We start from the raw sequence: 17676 nt of genomic DNA, 5'->3' as shown, positions 1-17676 counted from the left end.
GCTCCGTGTCCTGCCTGCCGCACGGCGCACCCGCCGGCGAACGCCGCCCAGAATCTGGCGGAATGTCCGTCGGCGGAAACGCTTCTTCTTCGCCGGGGGCACGGCAGGTCGGGACGTGGACTAGGCGGGGCCGGCTTTGTAGCCGACGCCGCGGACCGTCACCACGATCTCGGGGTGCTCGGGGTCCTTCTCGATCTTGGCCCTGAGCCGCTGCACGTGCACGTTGACCAGCCGCGTGTCGGCCGCGTGCCGGTAGCCCCAGACCTGCTCGAGCAGGACCTCGCGGGTGAACACCTGGCGCGGCTTGCGGGCCAGCGCGACCAGCAGGTCGAACTCCAGCGGCGTGAGGTTGATCGTCTCCTCGCCCCGCTTGACCGAGTGCCCGGCCACGTCGATGGTGATGTCGCCGATCTGGAGGATCTCGGGGGTCGGCTCATCGGTGCGGCGGAGCCGCGCCCGCACCCGGGCCACGAGCTCCTTCGGCTTGAACGGCTTGACGATGTAGTCGTCGGCCCCCGACTCCAGCCCGAGAACGACGTCGATCGTGTCGCTCTTGGCCGTGAGCATGACGATCGGAACCCCCGACTCAGCCCTGATCCTGCGTGCGACGTCGATGCCGTCCGCTCCCGGCAGCATCAGGTCGAGCAGGACCAGATCCGGGCGTGTATCCCGGAACGCATCGAGGGCCTTGTCGCCGTCGGAGACAAAAGACGGCTCGAAGCCTTCCCCTCGCAGGACGATCCCCAGCATCTCGGCGAGAGCGGCGTCGTCATCGACGACCAGCACGCGACCTTTCATGGCCCCTCATTCGTTCTACGCATTGTGGGACATACCCGCACGATCGCTGAAGGTTACCCTTGGTGAGCCCATGAGTGTGACATGAGCCATGCAAAAGGCGAATTTTAGGTCCGCCCCCCGCGACCGCAATCTCAAGTCTGCGGTAACAGAGCAACTTTCTGCCATCCCCTGGGCGTGAACCTCGACCGGATTCTCCGTCGAATACGGCAAGGATGAGACGGCGAATGCGCTCAGCGACACCAATGCCCCGTTCAGCATGCCAGGATTGGGATATGTCAGACGGTCACGGTCCCCCGCCCGAGACGCCATCAGGCTGGTCGGCCGAACAGCCCCCGCCCTACAGCGCCCCGCCGGCCTCCCCGTGGACCGCGCCAGGCGCGCCACAGCAGATGCCCTACGGGCAGCCGTACGGGGAGCCCCTTCAGCAACAACAGCCACTGGGACCCGGGCCCCAAACACCCTATCCGCCCTATCCGCATCCTCAGCCCGGTTACGGCTACGCGCCGCCACCACCGGCGCTGAGGCCGGGCATCATCCCGCTGCGCCCCCTGGGCCTCGGTGACATCCTCGACGGCACGATCAAGCTGATCCGGTCCAACCCGAAGGCCGTGCTCGGCCTGTCGGCCGTCGCCGCCCTGCTCGCCTCCGTGCCCGTGGCCGTCGGCCAGGCGTTCGTGCTCGACACCATGAGCGGCGCGTTCACCGACCCCGAGAGCGCGTACACCTCCTCCGACCAGCTCACCAGCGTGTACGGCGTCGCCGCCCAGTACGGCGGCACGCTCGTCTCGTACATGGTCCAGTTCGTCGTGGTCACGCTGCTGACCGGCGTGCTGACCAGGATCCTCGGCCGGGCCGTCTTCGGCGGCACCATCACCGCCGGGGAGGCGTGGCGGCTCGTCAAGGGCAGGGCGCCCGCGCTGTTCGGCGTCGTGGCGCTGATGGCCGTCATCATGCTGGTGCCGCTGGTCGTGATGGTGCTGCTCATCGTGGTGGTCGCGTTGAACGTCTCCTCCGGCGCGGCAGGCGTGGTCCTCGGGCTGACCTTCCTGTTCATGATCGCCTACCTCGGCTACTACCTGTTCTTCACGACCCGCTTCGCCTTCGCCTCGCCCATCGTGGTGCTGGAGGGCAGGGGGGCGATCGAGGCCATGCGGCGCTCGTGGCACCTGGTGACCGGCGACTTCTGGCGCGTCTTCGGCATCCTGCTGCTCACGTCCCTGCTGGTCGGGCTCGTGGCGGGCGTCCTGTCGGTGCCCTTCACGCTGGCGGGCACGCTGTTCGGCATGTTCGGCGCGGGCTCGGTGGCCACCACCGTCGTGTCGGCCGTGCTCATCGCGCTCGGCGGCACGCTCGGATCGATGCTCACCTATCCGTTCCAGGCCGGGGTCGCCGGCCTGCTCTACGCCGACCGGCGCATGCGCAGCGAGGCGTTCGACCTCGTGCTGCAGACGGCGGCCATCGAGCAGCAGCGCCAGGGATGGGTGCACTCCTCCGCGGACGAGCTCTGGCACCCCTCCAACTCCGCCAGGCCGTGAGCCCGATCGACAGGGAGGAGGCCGCGCGCCGGGCCGCGGAGGAGCTCCTCAAGCCTGCATACGAGAAGGAGTCCCTGCTCGACCTGATCTACCGGCGGGTCATGCAGTTCCTCGGCGACCTGGTGGACACGGCCGCGGGCGGTGGCGCCGCCGGAGGGGTCATCGCCTCCGTGATCATCGTGCTGGTCATCCTCGCGCTGATCGTGCTGATCTCGTGGCAGCTCCGCAAGGCCAGCCGCAAGAACGCGCTCACCGTGGGCGGGCTGTTCGGGGAGCGGGTGATGACGGCGGCCGAGCACCGGGCGGCGGCCGCCGGGCTGGCCGCCGAGCAGCGCTGGACCGAGGCCGTCCAGGAACGGCTCCGCGCCATCGCCCGTGACCTGGAGGAACGCGCGCTCGTCGACGGCATGCCGGGGCGCACGGCCGACGAGCTGACCAGTGAGGCGGCGCTCTCGCTGCCCGGCTTCGCCACGAGGCTGGCGGCGGCCGCCCGGTCGTTCGACGACGTGACGTATGGCGGTGTGGCGGGCACGCGGGAGGCGTACGAGGAGATGGCCGACCTGGACGAGCAGCTCCGCCAGGCCCGCCCGGTCCCGGTCGGGGCCGGCGCGGCGGCCACGGCCTGGACTCCGGTCGGCGCGGCCCCGGGCGAGCGGCCCGGGACGGGCGGGAGCGCATGAGCGTCCGCACGCGCCCCGCCGACGGCGCGTCCTACTCGACCTCGCCCACCGCGCGCTCCACCTGGCGCGGCAGCCGGATCATCGTCCTGCTCGGCCTCATCATCGTGCTCATCGCGGTCGCGGGCGTCCTGTTCGGCCCGGAGCGGGGCCCGTCGCGGGCCCTGGATCCCGACGACACCACGCTGGCGGGCTCCAAGGCGCTGGCCGAGGTGCTCAGGTCACGGGGCGTCACGGTGGACCGGGTCGACTCCGTGGAAGCCGCCGCCGCCAAGGCCACGACCGGCAACCGGCTGCTACTGATCACCGACATGTCGTACTTCGACGAATACAGCCTGACCCGGATCCAGGGCGACCGGCTGATCGTCGGCGACCTCCCCGGTCTCGACGCGCTCGCCCCCGGCGTGCGCAGCGAGCCGGCCCCGGCGCGCACGCGCTCGCGCGAGCCCGAGTGCTCGCTCCCCGCCGCCCGGGCCGCCGGCAGCGCCTACCTGGGCGGCGCCGTCTTCCGCGGCCCCACCGGGGCCACCGGCTGCTACCCGGCCGGCGACGGATACACGCTGGTCAGCTTCCCGCAGGCGGGCGGCGTGACCACGGTCGTCGGCGACGGCGGCTTCATGACCAACCAGCGCCTGGCCGAGGACGGCAACGCCGCGCTCGCGCTCAACCTGATCGGCACCGGCAGGCCCGTGACCTGGCTGGTCCGCCCCGCGACCCCGCCACCCGTCGCCGAGCTGCCGGGCGAGCGGGGCAAGTCGATGTACGACCTCATGCCCGAGAGCATCCGCTGGACCGTCTACATGTCCCTCATCGCCCTGGCTCTCACGGCGTTCTGGCGGGGCAGGCGGCTGGGCCCCGTGGTGACGGAGAAGCTGCCGGTCATCGTGCGCGCGGCCGAGACCGTCGAGGGCCGCGGCAGGCTCTACCGGGCCAGGCGCGCGCGGCAGCGGGCCGCGGAGTCGCTGCGCGAGGGCACGATCGACCGGCTCACGCCCAGGCTGGGGCTCGGATCGGGGGCCGGGCCGAACGAGGTCGTCGCGGCGCTCGCCGCCCGCACCGGCCAGGACGCCCACCAGGTCGGCGCGGCGCTCTACGGGCCACCGCCGGTGGACGACGCCGGGCTCGTCGGGTTGGCCGGATATTTGGACTTCATCGAAAGGCAGGTCAGTGAACTCTGAGGAGACGTTCCGCGTCCCGAGCTCGGGCGACTCGGCCAGGGAGGCGCTGGGCGCGCTGCGCGCCGAGGTGTCCAAGGCCGTGGTCGGCCAGGACGCGGTGGTGACGGGGCTGGTCATCGCGCTGCTGTGCAGGGGGCACGTGCTGCTCGAAGGCGTGCCGGGCGTGGCCAAGACGTTGATGGTGCGCACGTTGTCGGCCGCCATGTCCCTTGACTTCAAACGGGTGCAGTTCACGCCGGACCTGATGCCTGGTGACGTGACCGGCTCGCTGATCTACGACGCGAAGACCGCGGAGTTCGAGTTCCGCGAGGGGCCGGTGTTCACGAACCTGCTGCTCGCCGACGAGATCAACCGCACCCCGCCGAAGACCCAGGCGGCGCTGCTGGAGGCGATGGAGGAGCGGCAGGTCAGCGTCGAGGGCGCGGCGCGGCCGCTGCCCGACCCGTTCGTGGTGTGCGCGACGCAGAACCCCGTCGAGTACGAGGGCACCTACCAGCTCCCCGAGGCCCAGCTCGACCGGTTCCTGCTCAAGCTGACCGTGCCGCTGCCGCCGCGCGAGCAGGAGATCTCCGTGCTCGAACGGCACGCCCGCGGCTTCGACCCGCGCGACCTGAGCGAGGTCAAGCCCGTCGCCACGGCCGACGACATGGCGGCCGGGCGGGAGGCGGTCTCGAAGGTGCACGTGGCGCCCGAGGTGCTCGGCTACATCGTGGACGTGGCCCGCGCCACCAGAAACTCGCCGTCGCTGCAGCTCGGCGTCTCGCCACGTGGCGCCACGGCGCTGCTGGCGGCCTCGCGGGCGTGGGCGTGGCTGTCCGGGCGCCCGTACGTGACTCCTGACGACGTCAAGGCGCTGGCCAGGCCCGCGCTGCGGCACCGGATCCAGCTCCGGCCCGAGGCCGAGCTGGAGGGCGCGACCGCCGACGGCCTGCTCGACGGCATCCTGGCCTCCGTACCGGTCCCGCGCTGATGGCTCTCACGGGACGTGCCGGGCTGGTCGCGGCGATCGGGATCGTCGTGGTGCTGCTGGCGCCGCAGCCCGGGGCCGCGCTGGCCGGGGTCTGCCTGCTGCTGGCCGCCGCGATCGTGGTCGACCTGGTGTTCGCCGGCGCGGTGCGCCCGCTGAGGTTCCACCGTTCCGGCGACACGCTCGTACGGCTCGGCCAGCGGGCCACGGTCGAGCTGATCGTCGAGAACCCGGGCCCCCGCCGGGTGCGCGGCGCGCTCAGGGACGCCTGGCCGCCGTCGGCGGGCGCCACGCCGCGCGTCGCCGACCTGAACGTACCCAAGGGCGAGCGCCGCAAGATCGTCGTGACGCTCGCCCCGACCAGGCGCGGCGACCGCTCGTCCGTGGCGGTCACGGTGCGCTCGGTCGGGCCGCTGGGCCTGGCCGCCCGCCAGGGCAGCCACCAGGCGCCGTGGTCGGTACGCGTGCTGCCGCCGTTCCTGTCGCGCAAGCACCTGCCGTCCCGGCTGGCCCGGCTCCGCGAGCTGGACGGCCAGCACCCGGCGCTGGTGCGCGGGCAGGGGACGGAGTTCGACTCGCTGCGGGAGTACGTGGTGGGCGACGACGTGCGTTCCATCGACTGGCGGGCCACGGCGCGCCGCCACGACGTGGTCGTGCGCACCTGGCGCCCGGAACGCGACCGCCGCGTGCTGATCGTGCTCGACACCGGCCGCACCTCGGCGGGCCGGGTGGGCGACGCGCCCATCCCCATGGCCGGGGCCACCGCGGGCGGCGCCGGGCTGCTCGTACGGCCGGATCCGCGGCCGGCGCCCGGCTGGCCGCGGCTCGACTGGTCGATGGACGCCGCGCTGCTGCTGGCCGCGCTGGCCGCCAGGGCCGGTGACCAGGTCGACTTCCTCGCCTACGACCGGGCGGTGCGCGCCTGGGTGAGCGGGGCGTCACGCACCGAGCTGCTGTCGTCGCTGGTCAACGTGATGGCGCCGATCGAGGCGGAGCTGATCGAGGCCGACTCGCAGGGCATGGTCGCGGCCGTCCTGTCGCGGGCCAAGCGGCGCTGCCTGGTCGTGCTCCTCACCGACCTCAACGGGGCGGCTCTGGACGAGGGGCTCATGCCGGTGCTCTCCCAGCTCTCCTCGCGCCACCTGGTGCTGGTGGCCGGGGTGTCGGACCCCCGGGTGGCGGCCATGGCCGGGCGCCGGGCGTCGGCCGAGGAGGTGTACGACGCGGCGGCGGCCGAGCACGCCCAGCTCGAGCGCCGGCGCATCACGGCCCGGCTGCGGCGGCACGGGGTGGAGGTCGTGGACGCGCCCCCGGAGGACATCGCCCCTGCGCTCGCGGACGCGTACCTGGCGCTGAAGGCGGCCGGGCGGCTGTAGGGCCTGGACCAGGGGGTCAGGCCGTCGGGGCGACGTCCGGGGCTCGTTCGAGGTCGCCGGTCTCGTTCTGGCGCAGGGCACGGCGGCCGAAGGCGATCACGTACAGCAGGAAGCCCACCTCCGCGAGCGCGCCGATGCTCACGCGCGCCCACGTCGGCAGCCCGGACGGCGTGACGAACGCCTCGATCAGACCCGACACGAACAGCACCACGACCAGCCCCAGCGCCACGCTCATCACCGCCCGGCCCTGCTCGGCCAGGGCCTCCGTCCGCCGGCGCGGCCCCGGGTCGATGACCGTCCAGCCCAGGCGCATCCCGACCGCCGCCGCCAGGAACACGGCGGTCAGCTCCAGCAGCCCGTGCGGCGTGATCAGGCCGAAGAAGATGTCCAGCTTGTCGCGGGAGGCCATGAGACCGCCGGAGACGCCGACGTTCGCGGCGTTCGAGTAGAGCACGTACGGGATCGGCAGGCCGAGCAGCACCGAGTAGATGATCGTCTGCGCCGCGACCCACGCGTTGTTCACCCACACCTGGCTGGCGAAGGAGGCGGCCGGGTGCTCGGAGTAGTAGTCGGCGAAGTCGTGGTCGACGAGCTGGGCGATCTCGTCCGGCGAGCCGATCGTCGCCTGGACGTCGGGGTTGGCCGCCACCCACGCGCCCATCACCCACGCGACCGCGATGAACGCCACCGTGCTCCCCAGCCACCACCACCGCGCCCGGTAGGCCACCACGGGGAACGACACCGTGAAGAACCTCACCAGCTCCCGCCAGGCGGGCGTGTGCGCCCCGGTCACCGCCGACCTGGCCCGCGCCACCAGCGCCGACAGCCGGCCGGTCAGCATCGCGTCCCCGGACGAGGAGCGCACGATGGACAGATGGGTGGACACGCGTTGATAGAGGTCCACCAGCTCGTCCACCTCGGCACCCGTCAGCGACGAACGGCGCTTGACCAGATGATCGAGCCGGTCCCACACGGGGCGGTGAGCTGTGACGAACGCATCGATGTCCACCCGAACATTCTGGCCGCTCAAACACCAGTACATAGCCGTTAGGCTCCACATATGTCTGAGGTTGTGACCGGCGACGCGGTCGTCGTCGAAGTGCGGATCGCCCAGATGCCCTCGCGCGCGCTGGCGATCGTCATCGACATGGCCGTGCAGTTCACGGTGCTGATCGCCGCCTATGCGATCTTAGGCGCGTTCTCGGTCATCTCGGACTCGGCCATGTTCGGGGCCGCGATGATCGTGTTCGTGGTGCTGGTGCTGGTCGGCTACCCCGTGATCTTCGAGTCGCTGACCCGGGGACGCAGCCTCGGCAAGCTCGCGCTCGGGCTCCGGGTGGTCAGCGACGACGGCAGTCCCGAGCGCTTCAGGCAGGCGCTGTTCCGCGGCCTGGCCGGGGTCGTGGAGTTCTGGATGCTCTCCGGGGCGCCCGCGCTGATCGCGTCGCTGGTCTCGCAGCGGGGCAAGCGGCTCGGCGACGTCTTCGCCGGCACCATCGTGATCTCCGACCGGGCTCCGCGCGACTCCGGGCAGCTCATCGTGATGCCGCCGCCGCTGGCGGCCTGGGCGGCGACGCTGGAGCTCTCCCAGCTCCCCGACGAGGTGGCGCAGGCGGCCCGGCAGTACCTGTCGCGGTGGCACGACCTGTCGCCGCAGGTCCAGCATGAGATGGGGGTGCGGATCGCGACCCAGACGGCGTCCTTCGTCTCGCCCGCGGCGCCCGCCGGGGTGCCGCCGCACGCGTACCTGAGCGCCGTCCTGGCCGAGCGCCGCAGGAGGGAGCAGGTACGTTTCGCGCAACGCGCCGCCAACGGCCGCCCGCCCCAGGCCCCCTACGCGCAGCCGGCGCCGTACCAGCCCCAGCCGCCCTACGCACAGCCAGGCCCGTACCAGCCTCAGCCCCCGGCGTCCTACCAGCCGCAGCCTCAGCCCCGGCCCCCCGCGCCGGAGCCGCCAAGGGCGACTCCGGGCGGGTTCGCGCCGCCTCAGTGAGAGCGGCGCACAGGGACGGAATCGGTCACCAGTTGCGGTACGACTCCTGCGTCTGCACGTTCAACCGGTCGGTGCGGACGTGCCTGGCGCTGTTCGTGAGCGGGTCGGTGACCTTGACGACGTCGAGGCCCTCGTGGAAGTCGGCCGCGTAGATGTAGCCGTTGTAGTAGTACGCGGACCAGATGCCGCCGCCACCGCCGGCCGAGCGCGGGCCGCGCTCGAAGTAGCCGATCTCCCTCGGGTTGGCCGAGTCGGTGAAGTCCCACACCGACAGCCCGCCCATGTACCAGGCCTGGACCATGATGTCCCGGCCCTTGACGGGGATCAGCGAGCCGTTGTGCGCGACGCAGTTCTCGCTGTCGGCCTGGTAGCGCGGGATCTTGAAGTAGCTCTTGAACGTGAACTGCCCGTTCGAGATGTCGTAGATCGCGTCCGCGCCGCGGTTCGGCCCGGTGGCCTCGTTGCAGGTGGCCCCGCCGCCGCCGCCGAGCTCGTCGGTGAAGACGACCTTCTTGGCGTCGTTGCTGAAGGTGGCCGAGTGCCAGAACGCGAAGTTCGGGTCCGTGGTCCTGGCCGTGACCTTCGGGTTCAGCCGGTCCGAGATGTCGAACAGCACGCCGTCACCCATGCACGCGCCCGCCGCGATGTCCTTCTCGGCGTAGGCGGTGATGTCGTGGCAGCCGCTGGTCGGCAGGAGCAGGCCGGGCTGGGTCTCGTTGCCGCCGTCGGGGAAGACCACCGGGGTGGCCGCGACCGCCGCCGCCGTCGGGTTCCTGAGCGGCACCTTGATGATCGAGAGCTTGTCGTGCGGCGGCAGGCAGTCGGGGAACGTGGCGTTCGGGTTGTAGGACGAGACGTAGATGTAGACGTTCTTGTTCCGGTCGCGGCCCTTGCCCGGCACCAGGGTCAGGGTGTGGGAGCCGCAGTTGGTCTCGACCGACTTGATGTACTTCGGGTTGGCCTTGTCGGAGACGTCGAAGATCCGGACGCCTTCCCAGGCCTCCTTGTGGTCGGCGGTCAGCGCCGTGCTGTTGCACGAGTCGTCGCTGCGCGAGGAGTCCACGGCGGTGAACAGCAGGTCGCCGTAGACGCTGACGTCCATCTGGGAGCCGGGGCAGACGACCGAGCTGACCGGCTTGGCCTTCTTGGGGTTGCTGATGTCGTAGATCGAGAAGCCGCCGTAGTTGCCGACGTAGGCGTAGTCGCCCTGGAAGGTGATGTCGGTGTTGATGGTGCCGGCGATCGGGGCGGGCTTGGGGATGTTCAGCACGTGGGTCACGTTGGGGCTGGTGACCACGGCGTCGGGCGGTGGGATGTCGGTGGCCAGGGCGGGAACGCTCGTCAGCGCTAACGCGACGGCGGCCGCGGCCATGACGAGGGCACGGCGCGGATTGAACACTCCGAGACTCCTTATCGCATATGTCTGGATAAGCGAAAACGGCGAGGACCCGGTCGGGGCCCTCGCCGCCTGGGGATCAGTGGCCGTATTCGGGATACGACGTCTGGGTCTGCGCGTTGAGTGAGCGCATCTTGACGCCGTTCGCCCGGTTCGTACGCCAGTCGTTGATCTTCAGCACGTCCAGGCCCAGGTTGAAGTCGGACCCGTAGATGTAGCCGTTGTAGTAGTACGCGGACCAGAAGCCGCCGCTGAGCGCCGGCGCGGTGTTGTCCGGGCCACGCTCGAAGAACGCGATCTCCTGCGGGTGGGCCGAGTCGGTGAAGTCCACCACCGAGATCCCGCCCTGGTACCACGCCTGCACCATGATGTCCCGGCCCTTGACCGGGATCAGCGAGCCGTTGTGGGCCACGCAGTTCTCGGTGTCGGCCTGGTGGCGCGAGATCTTGAAGTAGCTCCTGAACTGGAGCTGCCCGTTCACGATGTCGTAGTAGGCGTTGGCGCCCCGGTTCGGGCCGATGGCCTCGTTGCAGGTCGCCCTGGTCCCGCCGCCGAGCTCGTCGGTGAAGATGACCTTCGTGCCGTCGTTGTTGAACGTGGCCGAGTGCCAGAAGGCGAAGTTCGTCTCGTCACGCACGGTCGCGGTGACCTTGGGCTGCTCGGGGTTGCGGATGTCGAGCAGGATGCCGTCACCCATGCAGGCGCCGGCGGCGATGCCCTTCTCCGGGTAGGCCGTGATGTCGTGGCAGCCGGTGGTGGCGGACTTCCCTGCCGGGTAGGGCTGCTGGACGCCGCCGTAGCCGCCGTCAGGGAAGAGGTTCGGCGTGGCGATCACGGTCGCGGCCGTCGGGTCGCGCAGCGGCACCTTGATGATCGAGATCAGGTCATGGGGCGGCTGGCAGTCGGGGAACGAGGCGTTCGGACTGTAGGAGGAGACGTAGATGTAGACGTTCTCGCCCTTGCGGTCGGGCACCAGCGTGTTCGTGTGGGAGCCACAGTTGGTCTCGACCGACTTGATGTACTTCGGGTTGGCCTTGTCGGAGACGTCGAAGATGCGGATGCCCTCCCACGATTCCTTGACCGACGCGGGCTGCGAGGTGCTGTTGCACGAGTCGTCGTTGCGGGAGGAGTCGACGGAGCCGAAGAGCAGGTTGCCGTAGACGGACATGTCCATCTGGCCACCGGGGCAGACGACCGAGCTCACCAGCGAGGTCCGCTTCGGGCGCTTGATGTCGTAGATCGAGAAGCCGTAGTAGTTGCCGACGTACGCGTAGTCGCCTTGGAAGGCCATGTCCGTGTGGATGTCGGCCAGGGCCTCGGGCTTGGGCACGTTGGTGACGTGTTGGATGTTGGGACTCATGACGATCTCGCCAGGAGCCGGGATGTCCGCGGCCTGAGCCGGTAAGACTACGCCGGCCATCGCCACGACCGCCGTGACCAGGGTGAGGGCCCTGCGGAGGGAGAACACTAGGGATCCTCCTATAAAGAGAGCATAAATCTACGCCATCCTCGCGTTTCCCCCCTCGACTGGCCAAGCAGACAACTTGTCAAATTTTGTTCCTGTTCACTCTCTTTTAATTTGTCCACTTATGGCCTAGAGTGCGCATTCTCGTCCGAGTCCGTCAGGGAGGTTGTGGGTGCGCGCCGCGCTCATCGTCATCATGGGCACGGTGGTTGCCCTCTCCGGCTGCACCTCCTCCTCTCCGCCGCCGGCTCCACGGGCCGACTCGACCGCGCCCGTGCTCGCTCCCGGCCGCCCCGGGGAGCAGGCCAAGACGCTGTCGCCGAGCGAGGCCGCCACCGCCGTCCCCTCGGCCACGGCCAACGCGTCCGACATCAAGTACGTCCAGAACATGATCGTCCACCACCGCCAGGCCCTGGACATGTCGCTCCTCGCGCCCACCCGGGCCGAGTCGACCCAGCTGAAGAACCTGGCGGGCCGGATCAAGGACGCCCAGGGGCCGGAGATCCAGTTCATGACGACGTGGCTGCGGGAGCAGCAGCAGACGGTGCCCGAGCACCACGCCGCGCACGAGGGCATGCCTGGAATGGCCACGCCCGCCCAGATGGAGGCTCTGAAGGCGGCCAAGGGCAAGGACTTCGACCGGATGTTCCTGGAGCTCATGATCAACCACCACCTGGGGGCGATCAAGATGTCGGAGCAGGTGCTGACGAGCGGCTCGCACATCCGGGTCGAGGAGCTGGCCAGTGACGTCAGCGTGACCCAGGCCGCCGAGATCCGCCGCATGCAGCAGATGCAGTCCGCCCTTTAGAAGGCCGGAACTTCGAGGACGGGGGCCTCGTCCCGGCGCTAAAGTACACTATCCCTGCCGGTAGTGCAGGCAATGTGCCGAGGAGGATGTCACGTCCATGGCAGATTCAAACGCTCCATCCGCATCGCCCACGCCGTCGGCCACCCCCACGGGGTCACCCACACCGAGCCCCACAGGAGCACCCACTGGGACACCCACTGGGACCCCCACGTCCAGCCCCACGCCCACCCCAAGCTCCCCATCCCCGACGCCCAGCCAGAGTCCGACGTCGCCAAGCCCTTCCCCCACACCCACCCCCACACCCACCCCGACGCCCACGCCATCGCCGTCGCCAACCAAAGCGCCTGTGGCGTCGCCGACTCCCACGACTACCCCCACGTATCCCGTCCCCACCCCTTCGCCCAGCTCACCCGGCCTCGGCCGCCCGGGCATGCCGAACATCGATGTCCGCGGGAGCACCTTCACAGGGGCGGCCGGTGGCTTCGTCACCGAGCACGACGAGCTGGCCAGGGACGCCCGCCGCATTCTCGACGCCATCACCGCGCTGGGCGACTTCGCCGGCACGGACGAGACGGCGAACACCTTCAAACAGGGCTACTCCACCGGGTTGAAGAAGGCCGAGACGTACGTCAACGCGTTACGCGACGTCTATCCCGGGATCGCCGAACGGCTGGCCGGCATGAAGACCGGCTTCGACGTCGCACACTGGGCCAGCATCCAGTCCCTGCCGAAAGTGTCCGACCCGCCCAAGTACTCGAAGTCGGACGGAAAGCTCAACCCCTGACGTTGTTCGGAGACCCGATGACCGCACCAGACGACGGCGCCCCCTTCCTCGACGAGGAGATGCAGCGCCTGCTCGCCCAGTTCCAGGCCGACCTCCGGCCGCTGCAGGAGCTGCGCGAAAGCCTCGACAACCTCCGCGGCCGCGGCGAGGCTGCCAACGGCCAGGTGAAGGCCGAGGTGCTGCCGAGCGGCGCGCTCGGCGGCCTGCGCATCGACCCGCGGGCGATGCGACTCGGCGCGGACGCGCTGGCGGAGGCGGTGCTCGCCGCCGCGAACGACGCCGCCGCGGACCTGGCCAAGCAGATGGCCGGGATGATGACGGACGGCCTGACCCCGTTCGCCGACGAGGTCAGGCGTTTCAGCCGGGAATAGCTACGTGGTCACCAGCCGTCAGAATCCGCGCCAGCGCCTGAACTGGTCCTGGCCCGCGGCGACACCCAGCTTGGCGAGCATCTGCTCCCAGGTGGGCAACAGGCTGGCCGGATCGTCGATCACGTCGCCGGGCCGGTTGAGCACGTTCGCCGTGGTGGTGAAGATGGACGACCCGGTCAGGAAGACGATGGCGTTCTGCGCCGCCTTGTTCTTCGGCAGCAGGTTGGCGGCCTTACCGAAATTGGCGGGATCCACATGGTAGAAGACCATCGCCGCGGCGAAGTTCTTCACCATGTACTCGCCCCGGTCGCCCCACGACCCCATGTCCTCGCCGCGCCCCAGCTTGACCCCGTCGACGAGCAGCTGGTCGAGGGCCGTGTAGGCGAGGCTGCCGCCGACGGCGTAGATGAAGCGCTTGCCCACCGCGTGGTTGAACAGCTTGAGCAGCAGCCCGGCCTGTCTCCTGCGCATCGCCCAGTTGATCAGCACCTGGACCTTCTTGTCGATGGCCGGCCAGCAGAAGAACATCAGCAGCTCGAGCCACTGGATCATGGCCATCGTGTGGAGCGCGTGCTGGGTCTGCTCCAGCATGTCCGCGTAGTCGTCGACCGCGTCGGCCAGCCCGCGGAGGTACGCGGACACGTGCGGCGGATAGGGCGCGAGATCTTCGTTGAAGTATTTCCTGAAGGCGTCGACCCCCGCGCCGGAGCTGGGCGGCCGCCACACCGTTCGCGCGACGTCCTCCACGTCGTCCAGGCTCGTGTCCACCCGCGTGGCCAGCTGCCGCAACAGGCGTGCGGCCTCGCGCGCCTTGGCCGGGTCGCCGTCGGGGTAGGCGACGGACAGCATCTGCAGGACCACGGCGCCGACACCGAGGGCGGAGAACGCGAACCCTCCCATCGGAAGGGACTTGGGGGATGGACTCACGTGGCAGACCCTTTCTCCAACGGACATACCAGGATCATCCGATCATCCTGCAATATCATCGGCCACGCCAACCCCACAGCCCCCTCGGGCCCCTCTAGGAGCCGACCCTCCAGGAGTGGAGATACTCCTCCTGCTCGGGCGTGAGCTCGTCGATGCCGATCCCGGCTGCGGCCAGCTTCAGCTTGGCGACCTCGTGGTCGATCTCCTCCGGGACGTCGTAGACGCCGGGGTCGAGGCGGGCACGCTCGCCGGCCAGCCAGACCACGGCCAGGGCCTGCGCGGAGAACGACATGTCCATGACGGACGCGGGATGCCCTTCGGCGGCGGTGAGGTTGACCAGCCGGCCCTCGGCGAGCAGCAGCAGCCTGCGGCCGTCGGGCAGCACGTACTCGTCGGTGTTGGGCCGCACCCCGCGGTGCACCTCGGTGGCCAGCTCGTCCAGCGCGCGCACGTCGATCTCCACGTCGAAGTGCCCGGCGTTGGCCAGGATCGCGCCGTCCTTCATGACCGAGAGGTGCTCGGCCCTGATCACGTCGCGGTTGCCGGTCACGGTGACGAAGAGGTCGCCGAGCATCGCCGCCTGCGCCATGGGCCGGACCTCGTATCCCTGGAGGGTCGCGTCGAGCGCCTTCACGGCGTCGATCTCGGTCACGATCACCCGCGCGCCGAACCCCTTGGCCCGCTCGGCCACACCCCGCCCGCAGAATCCGAACCCGGCCACGACCACCGTGCGCCCGGCCAGCATGGCGTTGGTGGCGCGCATGATGCCGTCCAGCGTGGACTGCCCGGTGCCGTAGCGGTTGTCGAACATGCGCTTGGTCCGGGTGTCGTTCACCGCCACGACGGGGAACCTCAACGCGCCCTCGGCGGCCATCTGCCGCAGCCGGATGATCCCGGTGGTGGTCTCCTCGCACCCGCCCGTGACGTGTTCGAGCAGGTCGGTGCGTTCGGTGTGGAGAATGTTCACCAGGTCGCAGCCGTCGTCGAGCACGAGGTCGGGCTCAAGGTCGAGCGCCTGGTGGATGTGCCGGTAATAGGTGGCCCGATCGACGCCGGCTCGCGCGTGCACGGAGATCCCGTAAACACGCAGCGCCTCGGCCACGTCGTCCTGCGTGGACAGGGGGTTGGACGCGGCGAGCGCGATCTCGGCCCCGCCCGCCTTCAAGGCCCCCATCAGAACGGCCGTCTCGGCGGTGACGTGCAGGCAGGCGGCGATCTTCAGCCCGTCCAGCGGCCGTTCGATGCCGAACCGCTCTCCGATCGCGGTCAACACCGGCATCGAACGAGCGGCCCAGGAGATCTGCCGCTCGCCACTTTCCCAGAGATCCATGCCAGCCCTTTGAGCGAAGAAGACGGCCAAGAACACGCGTCGTCACGGCGAGCGACCCGTGAGCCTTCACGACCGGCCATGACGGACGGCCACTGACGTCGGCGCGTGCGGCCTACCGTGCGCAGCCGTAAAAAACGGGTTATAGCGGAAAGCTCCGGGAGGCGAGAAACCCCTCCCGGAGCTTGCCGAAAGAAGAAATTTAGTACCGGTAGTGGTCGGACTTGTAGGGGCCCTCGACGTGGACGCCGATGTAGGCGGCCTGCTCCTTGGTGAGCTCGGTGAGCTTGACGCCCAGGGCGTCGAGGTGCAGGCGGGCGACCTTCTCGTCCAGGTGCTTGGGCAGCGTGTAGACCCCGATCGGGTACTCGGCCGTCTTCGCGAACAGCTCGATCTGCGCGATCACCTGGTTGGTGAACGAGTTGGACATGACGAAGCTCGGGTGGCCGGTGGCGCAGCCGAGGTTCATCAGGCGGCCCTCGGCGAGGACGATGATCGAGTGGCCGTCGGCGAAGACCCACTCGTCGACCTGCGGCTTGATGTTGTTCTTCGTGATGCCGGGCTGCTTGGCGAGGCCGGCCATGTCGATCTCGTTGTCGAAGTGGCCGATGTTGGAGACGATCGCCTGGTGCTTCATCTTCGCCATGTGGTCGGCGGTGATGATGTTGAAGTTGCCGGTGGAGGTCACGAAGATGTCGGCGATGCCGACGACCTCGTCCAGCGTGGTCACCTGGAAGCCGTCCATGGCCGCCTGGAGCGCGCAGATCGGGTCGATCTCGGTGACGATGACGCGGGCGCCCTGGCCGCGCAGCGCGTCGGCGCAGCCCTTGCCGACGTCGCCGTAACCGCACACCACGGCCACCTTGCCGCCGATGAGCACGTCGGTGGCGCGGTTGAGGCCGTCGATGACGGAGTGGCGGCAGCCGTACTTGTTGTCGAACTTGGACTTGGTGACCGAGTCGTTGACGTTGATGGCCGGGAAGAGGAGCTGGCCGTTCTTGTGCATCTCGTAGAGGCGGTGCACGCCGGTCGTGGTCTCCTCGGTGACACCCTTGATGCTCTCGGCGATCTTGGTCCACCGCTTGTCGGCGCCGACCGTGCGGGTGAGCAGGTCGATGATGACGTGCCACTCCTCCGGGTCGTCGGCCGTGGCGGCCGGCACGGCGCCCGCCTTCTCGTACTCGGCGCCCTTGTGCACCAGCAGCGTGGCGTCGCCGCCGTCGTCGAGGATCATGTTGGGCGCGTCACCGCCGGGCCAGGTGAGGGCCTGCTCGGTGCACCACCAGTATTCCTCCAGCGTCTCGCCCTTCCAGGCGAACACCGGCACGCCCTGCGGGTCGTCCGTGGTGCCATTGGGGCCGACGACCACCGCGGCGGCGGCGTGGTCCTGCGTGGAGAAGATGTTGCAGCTGACCCAGCGGACTTCGGCGCCGAGCGCGACGAGCGTCTCGATGAGGACGGCCGTCTGGATCGTCATGTGCAGGGAGCCCATGATCTTCGCACCACGAAGGGGCTGGGAGGCCGCGTACTCCTTGCGAATCGCCATGAGGCCGGGCATCTCGTGCTCGGCGAGCCGGATCTCCTTGCGGCCGAAGTCGGCAAGTGAAAGGTCTGCGACCTTGAAGTCCATCGGGTTTCCCCTCGCGTCACTGATGGTTGTCCCGACGAGTTTAGGCGGCCCTTCGAGGGGTGCGCATCTCGAGGCGGTCGAAACTGACGTAAGAATGTAAGAATGCGTATCACGGAGGCCGCGAAGCGGCTCGGCATGTCCCCTCGAATGCTCCGATATCGGGAGGCACTCGGTCTGCTGCCGCCCGTGCGGGAGCAGGGGGCGCACCGGCGGTTCGGGCCCGACGAGCTGGCGGCGGTGGCGCAGGGGGTGGAGCTGGAGAAGCAGTTCGACGTCTCACCCGCGGAGCTGGCCTTCGCGCTGCGGGTGCTCAGCGAGCCCACGGTGGCGGCGGCCGTCCGCGACCTCGGGATACGGATCGGGCGGATCCAGGTGCCGCGCCGGGCCCTGGACTTCGAGAAGGAGAAGGCACTGCGCCTCCTGCGCCCCTCCGGCCGCTGACCA

At 69.7% G+C, this 17676-nt stretch carries 17 protein-coding genes; 10 read left to right on the top strand and 7 right to left on the bottom strand.

Annotated features, from left to right (window positions below; genetic code table 11):
• Positions 1–120: 120 nt before the first annotated feature.
• Positions 121–798, bottom strand: coding sequence for an MtrAB system response regulator MtrA (mtrA, locus tag ABZX61_RS02175; protein WP_043620615.1), 678 nt, complete (start codon positions 796–798; stop codon positions 121–123).
• 272 nt (positions 799–1070) lie between these two features.
• Here mtrA and ABZX61_RS02170 point away from each other — a divergent pair, with 272 nt between their 5' ends.
• Genes ABZX61_RS02170 through ABZX61_RS02150 form a run of 5 tightly spaced genes read left to right on the top strand, consistent with a single transcriptional unit; the run spans position 1071 to position 6531 of the window.
• Positions 1071–2333, top strand: coding sequence for a glycerophosphoryl diester phosphodiesterase membrane domain-containing protein (locus tag ABZX61_RS02170; RefSeq protein ID WP_355190789.1), 1263 nt, complete (start codon positions 1071–1073; stop codon positions 2331–2333).
• A complete protein-coding gene (locus ABZX61_RS02165; protein WP_350728406.1) occupies positions 2330–3013 on the top strand; it encodes a DUF4129 domain-containing protein in 684 nt (227 codons plus the stop codon). Before ABZX61_RS02170 ends, ABZX61_RS02165 begins: the two co-directional genes overlap by 4 nt.
• Entirely contained in the window at positions 3010–4188 is a 1179-nt protein-coding gene (locus ABZX61_RS02160; RefSeq protein WP_355190787.1) for a DUF4350 domain-containing protein, read from the top strand. Before ABZX61_RS02165 ends, ABZX61_RS02160 begins: the two co-directional genes overlap by 4 nt.
• Positions 4178–5158 carry a MoxR family ATPase gene (locus ABZX61_RS02155; RefSeq protein WP_350728404.1) on the top strand — a complete coding sequence of 327 codons (981 nt, stop codon included), beginning with the start codon at positions 4178–4180 and terminating at the stop codon, positions 5156–5158. Before ABZX61_RS02160 ends, ABZX61_RS02155 begins: the two co-directional genes overlap by 11 nt.
• Positions 5158–6531: a DUF58 domain-containing protein gene (locus tag ABZX61_RS02150; RefSeq protein WP_350728403.1), complete on the top strand. Its 1374-nt coding sequence runs from the start codon at positions 5158–5160 to the stop codon at positions 6529–6531. The genes ABZX61_RS02155 and ABZX61_RS02150 overlap by 1 nt, the downstream gene beginning before the upstream one ends.
• A gap of 16 nt (positions 6532–6547) precedes the next feature.
• Here the strand turns inward: ABZX61_RS02150 and ABZX61_RS02145 are convergent, their stop codons facing one another.
• On the bottom strand, positions 6548–7540 hold the full coding sequence (locus ABZX61_RS02145) for a stage II sporulation protein M (protein WP_350728402.1): 993 nt from the start codon (positions 7538–7540) through the stop codon (positions 6548–6550).
• Between the two features lie 51 nt (positions 7541–7591).
• On the opposite strand from ABZX61_RS02145, the gene ABZX61_RS02140 reads away from it, so the two are divergent.
• The gene (locus ABZX61_RS02140; protein WP_355190785.1) at positions 7592–8524 is read left to right on the top strand and encodes an RDD family protein; all 933 of its coding nucleotides are present in this window, start codon (positions 7592–7594) and stop codon (positions 8522–8524) included.
• Positions 8525–8549: 25 nt separating this feature from the next.
• On the opposite strand, the gene ABZX61_RS02135 is transcribed toward ABZX61_RS02140, so the two are convergent.
• Both ABZX61_RS02135 and ABZX61_RS02130 read right to left on the bottom strand, forming a co-directional pair.
• Complete coding sequence (locus ABZX61_RS02135; RefSeq protein WP_355190783.1) at positions 8550–9923, bottom strand: hypothetical protein; 1374 nt, start codon at positions 9921–9923, stop codon at positions 8550–8552.
• 76 nt (positions 9924–9999) lie between these two features.
• On the bottom strand, positions 10000–11280 hold the full coding sequence (locus ABZX61_RS02130) for a hypothetical protein (RefSeq protein WP_355190781.1): 1281 nt from the start codon (positions 11278–11280) through the stop codon (positions 10000–10002).
• 277 nt (positions 11281–11557) lie between these two features.
• Here ABZX61_RS02130 and ABZX61_RS02125 point away from each other — a divergent pair, with 277 nt between their 5' ends.
• The 3 genes from ABZX61_RS02125 (at position 11558) to ABZX61_RS02115 (ending at position 13348) form a co-directional block, all read left to right on the top strand.
• The gene (locus ABZX61_RS02125; protein ID WP_355190779.1) at positions 11558–12193 is read left to right on the top strand and encodes a DUF305 domain-containing protein; all 636 of its coding nucleotides are present in this window, start codon (positions 11558–11560) and stop codon (positions 12191–12193) included.
• 430 nt (positions 12194–12623) lie between these two features.
• A complete protein-coding gene (locus tag ABZX61_RS02120) occupies positions 12624–12977 on the top strand; it encodes a hypothetical protein (protein ID WP_355190777.1) in 354 nt (117 codons plus the stop codon).
• 17 nt (positions 12978–12994) lie between these two features.
• Entirely contained in the window at positions 12995–13348 is a 354-nt protein-coding gene (locus tag ABZX61_RS02115; RefSeq protein ID WP_355190775.1) for a YbaB/EbfC family nucleoid-associated protein, read from the top strand.
• Between the two features lie 18 nt (positions 13349–13366).
• Here ABZX61_RS02115 and ABZX61_RS02110 read toward each other — a convergent pair whose 3' ends face one another.
• The 3 genes from ABZX61_RS02110 to ahcY form a co-directional block, all read right to left on the bottom strand.
• Positions 13367–14275, bottom strand: coding sequence for a hypothetical protein (locus ABZX61_RS02110; protein ID WP_355190773.1), 909 nt, complete (start codon positions 14273–14275; stop codon positions 13367–13369).
• A gap of 94 nt (positions 14276–14369) precedes the next feature.
• Positions 14370–15605 carry an adenosylhomocysteinase gene (locus tag ABZX61_RS02105; RefSeq protein ID WP_355190771.1) on the bottom strand — a complete coding sequence of 412 codons (1236 nt, stop codon included), beginning with the start codon at positions 15603–15605 and terminating at the stop codon, positions 14370–14372.
• Between the two features lie 199 nt (positions 15606–15804).
• The gene (gene ahcY / locus ABZX61_RS02100) at positions 15805–17232 is read right to left on the bottom strand and encodes an adenosylhomocysteinase (protein ID WP_350728393.1); all 1428 of its coding nucleotides are present in this window, start codon (positions 17230–17232) and stop codon (positions 15805–15807) included.
• Between the two features lie 102 nt (positions 17233–17334).
• On the opposite strand from ahcY, the gene ABZX61_RS02095 reads away from it, so the two are divergent.
• The gene (locus tag ABZX61_RS02095; RefSeq protein WP_192790205.1) at positions 17335–17673 is read left to right on the top strand and encodes a MerR family DNA-binding transcriptional regulator; all 339 of its coding nucleotides are present in this window, start codon (positions 17335–17337) and stop codon (positions 17671–17673) included.
• Positions 17674–17676 lie beyond the last annotated feature (3 nt).

Source organism: Nonomuraea sp. NPDC003709 (genome assembly GCF_040610775.1).
Lineage (GTDB): Bacteria > Actinomycetota > Actinomycetes > Streptosporangiales > Streptosporangiaceae > Nonomuraea > Nonomuraea angiospora_A.
Note: the sequence above shows the minus strand (reverse complement) of the source record. Positions and strands in the feature narration are given on the sequence as shown.

Coding starts and splice junctions, on each gene's coding strand:
- mtrA (WP_043620615.1), bottom strand. CDS start 798: ATGAAAGGTCGCGTGCTGGTCGTCGATGACGACGCCGCTCTCGCCGAG.
- ABZX61_RS02170 (WP_355190789.1), top strand. CDS start 1,071: ATGTCAGACGGTCACGGTCCCCCGCCCGAGACGCCATCAGGCTGGTCG.
- ABZX61_RS02160 (WP_355190787.1), top strand. CDS start 3,010: ATGAGCGTCCGCACGCGCCCCGCCGACGGCGCGTCCTACTCGACCTCG.
- ABZX61_RS02150 (WP_350728403.1), top strand. CDS start 5,158: ATGGCTCTCACGGGACGTGCCGGGCTGGTCGCGGCGATCGGGATCGTC.
- ABZX61_RS02140 (WP_355190785.1), top strand. CDS start 7,592: ATGTCTGAGGTTGTGACCGGCGACGCGGTCGTCGTCGAAGTGCGGATC.
- ABZX61_RS02130 (WP_355190781.1), bottom strand. CDS start 11,280: ATGAGTCCCAACATCCAACACGTCACCAACGTGCCCAAGCCCGAGGCC.
- ABZX61_RS02120 (WP_355190777.1), top strand. CDS start 12,624: ATGCCGAACATCGATGTCCGCGGGAGCACCTTCACAGGGGCGGCCGGT.
- ABZX61_RS02115 (WP_355190775.1), top strand. CDS start 12,995: ATGACCGCACCAGACGACGGCGCCCCCTTCCTCGACGAGGAGATGCAG.
- ABZX61_RS02105 (WP_355190771.1), bottom strand. CDS start 15,605: ATGGATCTCTGGGAAAGTGGCGAGCGGCAGATCTCCTGGGCCGCTCGT.
- ahcY (WP_350728393.1), bottom strand. CDS start 17,232: ATGGACTTCAAGGTCGCAGACCTTTCACTTGCCGACTTCGGCCGCAAG.
- ABZX61_RS02095 (WP_192790205.1), top strand. CDS start 17,335: ATGCGTATCACGGAGGCCGCGAAGCGGCTCGGCATGTCCCCTCGAATG.